Below are 11,208 nucleotides of genomic sequence, written 5' to 3'. Positions count from 1 at the left end.
CTCAGCCGCCCCTTCCAGCACCGGGGAACGAGCGAAGAACCGCGCTTCCCCGCCCTTCCGGCGGGCCGCAACGGCGAGTGGCGCCACGATGGGCAGGGCGATTCGCCGACTCGGCGCCAAAGCGCCGAATCGACATGTCGCGTGCGTCACTCGACGGTGCTCCGGGCGCGACAGGTCAGGCCGTGTGGTCGATCTCCTCGATGAGCTTGCCGTTGAGCTCGGACTCGATCAGCAGCGAACCTTTGAAGGAATCCTCGTCGAGGTCGTTCTCGGCGGCGTCCTCCGGGCCGGGAGGGGTGTCGTCCACCGGAGCCGGCTGCGCGGAGGGGCGAACGGGCTCGGGCTTCTCCGGGCGCACGGGTGCGGGTGCGGACGGGGCCGCGGAGTCCCAGGCGTCCGGGGGCGGGGGGTCCTGCAACGGCGGACGGTCGTCCCAGGGCGGGGGCGGTGCCGCCGGCGTCTCCCAGCCCGAGGGCTCGGGAGCCTGCTGCTGGGGCGGCGGAGTCTGACGCTGCGGCTTGGGCGCGGGGGCCGGTCCCGCGCCGGAAGCCGTGGCGGCCACGCGCATCTCCACCCGCAGCACGTCCTGGATCGCGCCGGCGACCACCTGGTCGCTGCCGCTGTTGGAGAAGCCCTTTGCGTCGTTTGGGCGCGCGAAACCAAGCTGGACAGCGTTGCCCTCCACCCCGACGACCTGCACCTCGTTGCCACCGGTGAGGATCATCCAGGTGAACCGGCGGCGGCGCTTGACCGCCTCCAGGATCTGGGGCCACGCCCCCTGCAGGGTCGCGACGTCGGGCAGTCCGCCCGCGGGGCGTCCCTGCGCAGGGGTGGCCGACTGTTGCGGGTCCTGCTGCGGCTGAGGGGCGGGGGCACGCGACGCGGGCGTCCCCCAGTCGTCGGCGGGGGCCTGGCGCGGCTCCTGGCGAACCGGGGGCTCGGGCGGGGCAGGATCAGCCGGGCGCTGGGGAGCCTGCTCGACAGGAGAGGCCGCAGGCTGAGGAGCCGGCGGCTGGACGGCAGGGGGCGGCGGGGCCTGGTGTACCGGGACGGCCTGGTGCGGTGGCGCCACCGCACCCTGGGCGACACGGCGCTCCAACTGCTCGACGCGGGCCGCCATGGCGACCTCGTCGCCCGCCGGAGCCGCGCCCGGCAGCAGGATGCGCGCGCACAGCAGCTCCAGCAGCAGCCGGGGGGAGGTGGCTCCGCGCATCTCGGTGAGGCCGGTGTTGAGGATGTCGGTGGCCCGGGTCAACTCCGCCGGGCCGATCCTGGACGCCTGGTCGCGCATCTGCTCGACCGCGTCGGGTGGCACGTTGATCAGGCCCTTGTCCAGGGCGTCGGGCACCGCGGCGAGAACCACGAGGTCGCGGGCGCGTTCCAGGAGGTCGGCGGTGAAGCGTCGGGGGTCGTGGCCCCCCTCCACCATGCGGTCGATCAGGCCGAAGGCGGCCGCACCGTCGCGGGCGCCGAACGCCTCGACCATCTCGCCGAGCAGGCCGGAGTCGGTGTAGCCGAGCAGCTGCACCGCGCCCTCGCGGGTGATGCCCTTGTCGTCGGATCCGGCGAGCAGTTGGTCGAGGATGGACAGCGAGTCCCGAGCCGACCCCGCACCGGCCCGCACCACCAGCGGCAGGGCAGCGGGATCGAAGGCCACCCCCTCGTCGGCGAGGATCTGCTCCATGAGCTCGCGCAGCGTGCTCGGCGGGATCAGCCGGAACGGGTAGTGGTGGGTGCGCGAGCGGATCGTGCCGATGACCTTCTCGGGCTCGGTCGTGGCGAACACGAACTTCAGGTGCGGCGGGGGCTCCTCGACGAGTTTGAGCAGCGCGTTGAAGCCCTCGCGGGTCACCATGTGCGCCTCGTCGATGATGTACACCTTGTAGCGCGAGTTCACCGGGGCGAAGAAGGCGCGCTCCCGGAGGTCGCGGGCGTCGTCCACACCGCCGTGCGAGGCCGCGTCGATCTCGATGACGTCGATACTGCCGCCGCCGTCCGGGGCCAGCGCCACGCAGGAGTCGCAGGTGCCGCAGGGATCGGGCGTGGGTCCCTGCTCGCAGTTGAGGGAGCGGGCGAGGATGCGGGCGCTGGAGGTCTTTCCGCAGCCGCGCGGACCGCTGAAGAGGTAGGCGTGGTTGATCCGGCCGTTGCGAAGGGCCTGGCGCAGTGGATCGGTGACGTGCTCCTGGCCGCGCACCTCGGCGAAGGTCGCGGGGCGGTACTTGCGATACAGAGCGATGCTCACGGCGCGCTCACTGCTCCCTCCGCGGACCGGCGCTGCGCGGTCACAGGGCCGTCGGTGGCGTCCACGCCACCCATTCAACCCCGTCCCGGTGACAGGGCGGGCCGACTTCGCGGAGCCCGTCCGCCTGAACCGGTCGTGGACGCGGGCCTTGGGGCGCAGCAGCCCCGTAAAAGACAAAGGACCCCCCGCGCACCCGCCAGAGCTTACTTATCCTTGCTGCCTTCCGGCCCTGGGGAGGTTCATAAGGTGACGCCGCACGAGGGGTCTGCTCCGCAGTCTATAGGATTCTCGGCTTCCCCGCGCCACAGCGGCCCCCGTTCGGATCCGCGACGGATCTCCGTTCGGACCACCACCCCGTTCCATGTACAGTTGTCCGTGGAGGATTCGCCTAGAGGCCTATGGCGCACGCTTGGAAAGCGTGTTGGGGGCAACCCCTCACGAGTTCGAATCTCGTATCCTCCGCCAGTGCCTCACCGGGCACGACGTCGAAGGGCCCCACCGCTTGCGGTGGGGCCCTTCGGTGTTGGTGGTCCCAGTTCGTCCCAGGCGATCGTTCCGAGGCCGGAGCCCTCTTCCTCGGCCGGGAGGCCCCCGACCGCTCACCATCCCGGGCTTCTCAGTGGCGCCGGAGCAGAACGGCAACGGGGCCGGACACCCCGGACCACGCCCCGAGCTGCCCCGAACAGAACACCGCGGATCGTCGGAAAAGGCGTCGACACGACGACATGCCGACGTGTCGACAGCCGTGATCGTGCGACCACCCGGAGTTACTATTCCGTCCAGGGCCCCGGCCCGCCCGCACCGGTGCGCGCTTGCCGGTCCACCACGACGGCAGGGAGTCGGCACCCAAGTGACGGTTCGCACGCACTGGCTCTTCGGCGACCAGCTCGGCCCCCACTTCCTGGCCCCCGAAGGAGGCGGCCCCGACGCCGACGCCCCCGTCGTCATGATCGAGGCCCTGTCCGTCCTGGGCCGTCGACGGTTCCATCGGGCAAAAGCACACCTCGTCCTCTCCGCGATGAGGCACCGGGCGGCCGAACTCGGCGACCGGGTCAGCTACGTCCGGTCGGGCACGTACCGCGAGGGTCTGGCCGAGGCGGTGGGCACGACGCCGGTGACGGTCTGCCATCCGACGTCCCGACGCGCGCTGGGACTGGTCGAATCGCTGCCCGGGGTCGAGGTGCTCCCCGCGAAGGGCTTCCTCGTATCGCACTCGGCCTTCGACGCGTGGACGGCGGGGCATTCTGCTGGGCGTCGCACCAGACTGGAGGACTTCTACCGCTGGGTGCGCGGCGAACACGACATCCTCATGGAGGGCGACCGGCCGGCCGGCGGGCGGTGGAACCTCGACCACGACAACCGCGAGCCCCCTCCCCGCGGCGGGAAAGGACTCGACCTCCCCGATCCGTGGCGGCCCGTCGAGGACGAGATCGACGCACAGGTGCGCGGCGACCTCGACCGTTGGGAACGTGACGGCGTGGTGTCCTTCGTCGGCCGCGACGGTCCGAGGCGGTTCCCCGCCACACGCCGGGAGGCGCTGGCGGCGCTTCGACACTTCCTCTCCCACCGCCTGCCCGGTTTCGGCCCCTACGAGGACGCGATGCTCGCCGCCGATCCCGTGCTGAGCCACAGCCGGCTCTCCGCTCCGCTCAACCTGGGGCTGCTCGCCCCGTCCGAGTGCGTGGACCGCGCGGAACAGGCGTGGCTGGACGGTGCGGCACCTCTGAACAGCGTGGAGGGCTTCATCCGGCAGGTCGCCGGTTGGCGGGAGTACGTCTGGCACCTCTACTGGCGTTTCGGGGAGGACTACCGGAGCCGCAACGCCCTGCACCACCATGCCCCGCTGCCCGACTGGTTCGCCGAACTGGACGCGGAGTCGGTGGATGCCCGCTGCCTGTCCACGACCCTGGCGCAAGTGCGCGACACCGGATGGGCCCACCACATCCCCCGGCTGATGGTCCTCGGGAGCCGTGCCCTGCAGGACGGCTGGGACCCGGCCGCGGTGACCGACTGGTTCCACCGTTGTTTCGTCGACGGCTACGACTGGGTGATGCTCCCCAACGTCATCGGCATGTCGCAGTACGCGGACGGCGGTCTCATGACCACCAAGCCCTACACGTCCGGAGGCGCCTACATCAACCGGATGAGCGACCTGTGCGGACCGTGCGTCTACCGGCCCTCCGAACGCGTCGGCGAGCAGGCGTGCCCCTACACGGCGGGGTACTGGTCCTTCCTGCACAGGCACCGCGACGTCCTCTCCTCGAACCACCGGATGGCCCGCGCCGTCAAAGGGCTCGACCGGTTGAACGACCTCCCCGAACTGCTGGAGGAGACCGCCGACCGCGGTACCGCGCCGCCGTGACGGGCGGCCGTCCCCGCAATGGACGGGGGAAGTCGGAGGAGTGCGTCCGCACCTGACCCGCGGGAAGAGGAAGCGGACAAGGGGATTTGTCGCCCGGGGCCGCCGGCTCCCGAAAGGCCGGCGGGACGGGAGGCCGGCACTCTTCGGAGGGCCGCGTGTCGACAAGGCGAGAAGACGAGAACTCGTCACGCGGTGGGAGGCCGCCACAACAGGACGTGGAACCGTCTGCCGGCGGGACCGGCAACGACGATGGGCCGGACCGCTGAAGCGGTCCGGCCCATCGTCGTGCCTGATCGGCATTGGCGGTGGAGGTGGGATTTGAACCCACGGAGGGTCTCCCCTCACACGCTTTCGAGGCGTGCGCACTCGGCCGCTATGCGACTCCACCACGGGTAACCCTACCGGAAACGACGGTGTGCGAAAAACTCGGTCAGCAATCGGGCGCACTCGGCGGACAGGCCGGCGTCGACGAGGTCCGGGGGGACCACCTCGGGGCGGTGGTTGAGGCGGCGGTCGCGGACGACGTCCCACAGGGACCCCACCGCGCCGGCCTTGTCGTCGCGGGCACCGTAGACCAGGCACTCCACCCTGGACAGCACGACCGCCCCCGCGCACATCGTGCACGGTTCGAGGGTGACCGCGAGCGTGCAGCCGGTGAGCCGCCACTCGCCCACTGTTCGAGCGGCCTCCCGCAGGGCCACCACCTCAGCGTGCGCGGTGGGGTCGCCGGTGGCCTCCCGCTCGTTGCGGCCGGTACCGATGACCCGGCCGCCCTGATCGAGGACGACCGCACCGACCGGGACGTCTTTGCTGGCAGAGGTCAGCCGGGCCTGCTCCAGGGCAAGGCGCAGGGCCGCGTCGTGACGCGCCCGGGGGGTGGAAAGGGTCATACCCGCATGACGTCCAGGGCTTCGGCGAACCCGGCGCGGTCGGCGACGACCGCGAGCGCATCGGCGGGCAGCAGGCCCTCTCTCAGGGTCAGCGCCATGAGCTCGTCGGCGGTGGTACCGAGGTCGCTGAGCAGCCCGGTGTCGCCCACCGGTCCGGGATAGGGGGTCTGCGCCGCCCCCTCGCCCTCCTCGTCCTCGGGCTGGGCCTGTGCGCCGGGTTCCAGGAACAGCTCGGCGACCGGGTTGTCCTGGACGGCCCGGACGTCGGAGAGAAAAACGCGCGGATCGTTGTGGTCGTCCACCCGGACGATCCCGAACCACTCGTCGTCGGCCTCCGCGAACAGAAGCATCGTGGCTTCGTCGGCGTCCAAGGCGGCGGCCGTGTCGCGCATCAGGTCGGCTACGTCGTCGATGCCCTCGACCTCGGCCAGGTCGACCTCGACTCCGGTCCACCCTCGCGAGGCACGGGAGAACACGACTGAGAAAATCGACACCCCTGACTCCCACCTCTGCCCCCGGGGCGCGCGGTGGCACGCCCCGGACTCGACTCGTGCGTGTGGGCACACTGTGCCCGCCGGAAGGCTTACCCCATGGAGTCCAATGCACGCTGAAAAGCGGCCTGGAATCCGAGGCGCTCGGAGATGCTGGCCAGAACCTCGTCGGGATACAGGTCGAGGTCCCCTGCGAGCGCGCCCAGCTCCATCTCGTCGAGGCCGAGGTCGGCGAGGATCGAAAGGTCGCCTGCCGGCAGGACCTGGTCGAGGTCCTCCTCGTCGGGGATGTCGATGTCGAGGTAGTCCAGCACGTCACGGGCCACCTCCCAGTCGACGGAGGCCGTGACGTCGGAGAGGAAGAGGCTCACGTCGTCGCGCCCGTAGACCCGGACGATGATGAAGAAGTCGTCACCGACCGAGACCAGACCGATCGCCCCGCTGATGCTCGGTTGCTGCCGGAGCGCGTGCAACAGGCCCTTGACGTCCTGTGTCAGCGCCACCGGGAGCATGTCGACGTCCCAGTAGTCCTCTTCTCGGTAAGCGACGGCGACGAAGTCGCCCGAGCCGTCGTCACCCTGTTCGAGTTCCGTCATCGTCACTCCACCCGGATGGCCTTGATCCGGCCAGGATCGCAGATCGTCTCGGGCGGCGTCACCGTATGGGCTGCCCCCGTCCGCGACTCGGTCTCCCCATGGGGAGCTGTCTCCGTGATAGAAGTCCGCGCTCACAGCTCCTATTAGAACGGACGCCTCATCCTCAACAGAACGGGACGGTCAAGTTCACCCGGCGCGGACCGGGTTGAGGACAGTCGGGAGTCTGTCCCCCTGGGGACGAACCCCCTGGTGAGAAACGCTTCCTTCGCCGTAAGCGGGTTCAGGCCCGCGACGAACGGTAGTTTTGTCCATTATGGAAATCCTTGTCGTTGACCACCCTCTCGTCGCCCACAAGCTCACGACGCTTCGCGACGCCCGCACCGACTCCCCGACCTTCCGTCGGTTGACCGACGAGCTGGTCACGCTGCTCGCCTACGAGGCCACCAGGGACGTCCGGGTATCCGATGTCACCGTGGAGACCCCGCTGGCCCCTGCGCCGGGTGTCCAACTCACCCGGCCGACCCCGCTGGTGATCCCGATCCTGCGTGCGGGACTCGGGATGCTCGACGGGATGACCCGGCTCCTGCCGACCGCCGAGGTCGGTTTCCTGGGCATGGCCCGCAACGAGGAGACCCTCCAGCCGGCGACCTACGCGGACCGGCTTCCGCAGGATCTCGCCGGACGCCAGTGCTACGTCCTCGACCCGATGCTCGCCACCGGGGGAACCCTGGCGGCCTCTCTGAAGCTCCTCGTGGAGCGCGGCGCCGACCACGTCACCGCCATCTGCCTGCTCGCCGCTCCCGAGGGGCTGGAGGCCGTTCAGACGAAGCTCAAGGAGTCCCTGGGCGAGGACCACAGCGCGGTGCTGCGCGTGGTGACGGCGGCCGTGGACGAGCAGCTGAACGAACAGGGCTTCATCATCCCCGGACTGGGCGACGCCGGTGACCGGCTGTACGGCTGCGTCTGAGCCCCCGCCGAACACACGGGCCTCGATGTGCTGTGGCGCGCCCGGCCGCAACCGGGCGCGCCTGAAACGGTCGGCGCAACGCGGTCGTTCAACGGTTCACGGCGTTCTCTCAGGACCGTTAGCAACACAAAAGCACCGGAACGGGTTTTTTGAGTAAGCCGAATTCATCCTGAGACTCGGCCGTGACACATTAGAGTGATCCTGGTTATGCTCACCCTTAACTCCATGAGCAGCATTACCCGAAAATCCGGCATACCGCACACCCCCTCCGGGCTCCCTGACCACGCGCCTCTGCGGACCGGTTTCCGATTCCAAAAATCCACGCGTTCCCATCCACGTGGCCCTGCCACTCCCTGCGGCGACTACTCGCCGCACGGAGACGGATGCGAAACGCCACCGTTCACCCCTAACCCCTCGAGGAGTGACATGTCCCAGACGCCAGACGCTGCGCCACGCGAGTTCAAACCGGTCGCCACCCGACTGCGCGCCGAGTTCGAGGGCGTCCACCCCGAGTCGACGGTGACCAGATGCGTGAACGCGGCCCGGCACGGGGCACAGGACGTGACCGGGCGCGCCACCCCCGATCTGGTGGAACGGATCGCCCGCCAGCACCTGAAGGTCCTCGCACTTGCCTTCGCCGAAATGCGCTGACCGATACCAACAGTTGAGCACGACCGCAACCCCGCGAACTGGGGCGGCACGCCGAAAAGGGGCAACTGCCTTTACGTAGCCGATTACCGGTGTAACAATCGAGTTGGGTTAGTGGGTCCAAGGCGCTTTATTGGGGAGTTCGATCATGGCGAAGCTGAAAAAGTGGCTGGGGTATGCCCTCATTGCCTTCGTCGTCTTCTATCTTCTGACTCAACCGGAGACCGTGGCGAACCTGGTTCAGTCCGCGTTGGGAGGGCTGGCCGGTGCCGCCGACTCACTCTCCCGCTTCGTGAACGCACTGCTCGTTTAAGGGCCTGAGTCAGCATGAAGCTCGTAACTCCAGGCGATGCCGCGCCCGCTTCGGTCAACCGGTATCTGCTCCCACACGAGCAGCAGGTCATCACCATGCGCCGTCATCCGGCGGTCCTCATGGGCCCGGTCGGCCTGGTGCTGGGAACCCTGATCGTGGCCGGCCTGCTCAGCAACTCCGCGATCGCGGGGGAGCCGACGGTTCTGGCCGTCATCTGGTGGGTGTGGCTACTGGTGCTGGTGTGGTTCGTCTGGAAGGTCGCGGAGTGGTCGGTCGACTACTTCGTGATCACATCCGCGCGACTGCTTCTGACGACCGGGTTGATCACCCGGCAGATCAACATGATGCCGCTCGGCAAGGTCACCGACATGCGCTTCGAGCGTTCGCTGATCGGCCGACTGATCGGATACGGCACCTTCGTGATGGAGTCCGCCGGCCAGGACCAGGCACTGAGCCGGATCAACTTCGTGCCCTACCCGGAACAGCTCTACCTTGAGGTCGTCGGACTGATCTTCCCGGACAACAGCTAGCGCAGAACGGCACGGGCGCCCGCCATCGGCGGGCGCTTTTTGCTGTCCGTGTGCGGCCACACAGTGGAATCAAGTTGACTCAAAGGTGAACAAAGGGTTAACTGATGCTCTCAGCAGGTTGAACTTAAGAGGTGAAGCAATGGCCCGGAAGGTCAGCGAGGCTCCCTCGTCCACGGCTCGTCAATTGACCCGTCGCCGCCGCCGGTCGACGCGCTCTCTCGGCGTCCCCGCCGAGCAGCGCCTTCCCGTGCTGCCCGGCCAACGCACCACCGAAGTCGAGGCCATCTCGGCCCGACCGCGTATGACCTGGATTCTGGTGACCGACGAGTACGGGCGAAGCCGCCCAGAGGCACGCTGGAGCTAGGCTCCTCGGCTTTTTGCCGGCCGCGCTACCCAATGCGCAGCCGGCAAGGAGCCGTCGCGTCCTCCTCGATCCGGACACCGTGGCTCCTGCGGATCGAACGCAAAGGCATCCCGGGCCGTGCGAGCCCCTGCTCCCTGCCGCGTTCCTTCCAGGGCAGGCGGCCTTGGACATTCCCGGGGTCGGCGGTGTTCCTGCCCGATGGGCCGATCGTCCCTGCCGGCAGCGCCGGCAGCAGCCTGCTTCTCCTGTCCGGCGAAGAAGAGCCCGCACGAGGGGGCCTTTCTTCTTCCCCGGTTAGCCGGGGGCCATATCGACAAATCGGCTGTAGTGCCCCTGGAACGCCACCGTGACCGTGGCGGTCGGGCCGTTACGGTGTTTGGCCACGATCAGGTCGGCCTCCCCCGCCCTCGGCGACTCCTTCTCGTGCACGTCTTCGCGATAGAGCAGGATGACCATGTCGGCGTCCTGCTCGATCGACCCGGATTCACGCAGGTCACTGACCTGAGGCTTTTTATCCGTCCGTTGTTCGGGGCCTCGGTTGAGCTGGGAGAGCGCGATGACTGGAACTTCCAGCTCCTTGGCCAGAAGCTTCAGTGAACGCGACATCTCCGAGACTTCCTGCTGACGGCTCTCGACCCGTCCCGGCGAGCTCATCAGCTGCAGGTAGTCGACGATGACGAGCTTGAGATCGTGCTGCTGCTTGAGTCGCCGGCACTTGGCCCGGATTTCCATCATCGACATGTTCGGGGAATCGTCGATGAACAGCGGAGCGCTTGCGACCTCTCCCATGCGCCGGGCCAGCCGGGTCCAGTCGTCGTCGTTCATCAGGCCGGAGCGCATCGTGTGCAGCGGCACCCGCGCCTCCGCCGAGAGCAGCCGCATGACGATCTCGTTGCGCCCCATCTCCAGGCTGAAGAAGACGCTCGTCAGCTGGTGCTTGATCGAGGCGGCCCGGGCGAAGTCCAACGCGAGGGTGGACTTACCCACAGCAGGTCGGGCCGCGATGATGATCATCTGCCCCGGGTGAAGTCCGTTGGACAGGGCGTCGAAGTCGGTGAACCCCGTGGGGACACCGGTCATGGATCCGTCGTGGGAGGAGATCGCCTCGATCTCGTCCAAGGCCCCCGGCATGATCTCGGCGAGAGGCAGATAGTCCTCACCGGTGCGCTTCTCCGCAACCCGGTAGATCTCGGCCTGGGCCCGATCGACGAGGTCGTCCACCTCTCCGTCACCGGAATAGCCGATCTGGGCGATACGGGTACCCACCTCGACCAGGCGGCGCAGAACCGCTCGATCGGAGACGATGCGCGCGTAGTACCCGGCGTTGGCCGCAGTGGGGACCGCGTCGGTGAGGGTGTGCAGGTAAGGCGCTCCCCCCACCCGGGTGATCTCACCACGCTTGGTGAGCTCGGCGTTGACCGACACCGCGTCGACCGGCTCGCCACGGGAGAAGAGGTCGATGACCGTGTCATAGATGGTCTGGTGCGCCGGGCGGTAGAAGTCGGCCGAGCGCACGATCTCGACGACCTGGGTGATGGCTTCCTTGGACAGCAGCATGCCCCCCAGCACGCACTGCTCCGCCATGATGTCGTTGGGAGGGGTCCGCTCGAACCCGCTCTCATCCGATGGATGATCGGCACCGCTCACGGTTTCCCCCTGCACCTGACCAAACAAGACCGAACCTGGATTGTCGCTAGTTCTGGGACCGCTCGCAAAGCGGCCTGTGGACGAAGCTGGGGACAACCTGTGGACAGCGGCGGCCGTACTGGGGATAACCTGTGGACCCAGCCTGTGGATAACTC

Annotated in this window: 11 protein-coding genes, 2 tRNA genes and 1 other RNA gene; 7 read left to right on the top strand and 7 right to left on the bottom strand. The window is 68.5% G+C overall.

The window, feature by feature from the left end; genetic code table 11:
• Positions 1-175: 175 nt before the first annotated feature.
• Both QSJ59_RS06845 and ffs read right to left on the bottom strand, forming a co-directional pair.
• Positions 176-2,245 (bottom strand): DNA polymerase III subunit gamma and tau, encoded by a 2,070-nt coding sequence (locus QSJ59_RS06845; RefSeq protein WP_285758012.1) that lies wholly within the window; start codon positions 2,243-2,245, stop codon positions 176-178.
• Between the two features lie 173 nt (positions 2,246-2,418).
• An RNA gene (gene ffs, locus QSJ59_RS06840) (signal recognition particle sRNA small type) lies at positions 2,419-2,514 on the bottom strand.
• Between the two features lie 108 nt (positions 2,515-2,622).
• Between ffs and QSJ59_RS06835 the strand changes: the two genes are divergently transcribed.
• Both QSJ59_RS06835 and QSJ59_RS06830 read left to right on the top strand, forming a co-directional pair.
• Positions 2,623-2,710, top strand: a tRNA-Ser gene (locus tag QSJ59_RS06835).
• A 385-nt stretch (positions 2,711-3,095) separates the two neighbouring features.
• Positions 3,096-4,607 carry a cryptochrome/photolyase family protein gene (locus QSJ59_RS06830; protein WP_285758011.1) on the top strand — a complete coding sequence of 504 codons (1,512 nt, stop codon included), beginning with the start codon at positions 3,096-3,098 and terminating at the stop codon, positions 4,605-4,607.
• A 300-nt stretch (positions 4,608-4,907) separates the two neighbouring features.
• On the opposite strand, the gene QSJ59_RS06825 is transcribed toward QSJ59_RS06830, so the two are convergent.
• The 4 genes from QSJ59_RS06825 to QSJ59_RS06810 all read right to left on the bottom strand — a co-directional run bounded on the left by QSJ59_RS06825 (position 4,908) and on the right by QSJ59_RS06810 (position 6,584).
• Positions 4,908-4,995 (bottom strand) — tRNA-Ser (locus QSJ59_RS06825).
• Between the two features lie 10 nt (positions 4,996-5,005).
• Positions 5,006-5,497 carry a nucleoside deaminase gene (locus QSJ59_RS06820; RefSeq protein WP_285758010.1) on the bottom strand — a complete coding sequence of 164 codons (492 nt, stop codon included), beginning with the start codon at positions 5,495-5,497 and terminating at the stop codon, positions 5,006-5,008.
• Positions 5,494-5,991 (bottom strand): tRNA adenosine deaminase-associated protein, encoded by a 498-nt coding sequence (locus tag QSJ59_RS06815; protein ID WP_285758009.1) that lies wholly within the window; start codon positions 5,989-5,991, stop codon positions 5,494-5,496. Before QSJ59_RS06815 ends, QSJ59_RS06820 begins: the two co-directional genes overlap by 4 nt.
• An 89-nt stretch (positions 5,992-6,080) precedes the next feature.
• Entirely contained in the window at positions 6,081-6,584 is a 504-nt protein-coding gene (locus QSJ59_RS06810) for a tRNA adenosine deaminase-associated protein (RefSeq protein WP_285758008.1), read from the bottom strand.
• A gap of 313 nt (positions 6,585-6,897) precedes the next feature.
• Between QSJ59_RS06810 and upp the strand changes: the two genes are divergently transcribed.
• The 5 genes from upp to QSJ59_RS06785 all read left to right on the top strand — a co-directional run bounded on the left by upp (position 6,898) and on the right by QSJ59_RS06785 (position 9,406).
• Positions 6,898-7,551 (top strand): uracil phosphoribosyltransferase, encoded by a 654-nt coding sequence (gene upp / locus QSJ59_RS06805; protein WP_285758006.1) that lies wholly within the window; start codon positions 6,898-6,900, stop codon positions 7,549-7,551.
• A gap of 426 nt (positions 7,552-7,977) precedes the next feature.
• The gene (locus QSJ59_RS06800; protein ID WP_285758004.1) at positions 7,978-8,202 is read left to right on the top strand and encodes a three-helix bundle dimerization domain-containing protein; all 225 of its coding nucleotides are present in this window, start codon (positions 7,978-7,980) and stop codon (positions 8,200-8,202) included.
• A gap of 145 nt (positions 8,203-8,347) precedes the next feature.
• A complete protein-coding gene (locus tag QSJ59_RS06795) occupies positions 8,348-8,512 on the top strand; it encodes a hypothetical protein (RefSeq protein ID WP_285758002.1) in 165 nt (54 codons plus the stop codon).
• A 14-nt stretch (positions 8,513-8,526) separates the two neighbouring features.
• Entirely contained in the window at positions 8,527-9,042 is a 516-nt protein-coding gene (locus QSJ59_RS06790; protein WP_285758000.1) for a PH domain-containing protein, read from the top strand.
• A gap of 139 nt (positions 9,043-9,181) precedes the next feature.
• Positions 9,182-9,406: a hypothetical protein gene (locus QSJ59_RS06785; RefSeq protein ID WP_285757998.1), complete on the top strand. Its 225-nt coding sequence runs from the start codon at positions 9,182-9,184 to the stop codon at positions 9,404-9,406.
• Positions 9,407-9,700: 294 nt separating this feature from the next.
• On the opposite strand, the gene dnaB is transcribed toward QSJ59_RS06785, so the two are convergent.
• Positions 9,701-11,053 carry a replicative DNA helicase gene (gene dnaB, locus QSJ59_RS06780; RefSeq protein ID WP_285757997.1) on the bottom strand — a complete coding sequence of 451 codons (1,353 nt, stop codon included), beginning with the start codon at positions 11,051-11,053 and terminating at the stop codon, positions 9,701-9,703.
• Between the last annotated feature and the right edge of the window lie 155 nt (positions 11,054-11,208).

Origin of the sequence: Nocardiopsis ansamitocini, from assembly GCF_030268225.1 — a bacterium.
GTDB lineage: Bacteria > Actinomycetota > Actinomycetes > Streptosporangiales > Streptosporangiaceae > Nocardiopsis_D > Nocardiopsis_D ansamitocini.
The sequence above is the reverse complement of the archived record's forward strand: the minus strand, read 5'-3'. Positions and strand labels throughout refer to the sequence as shown.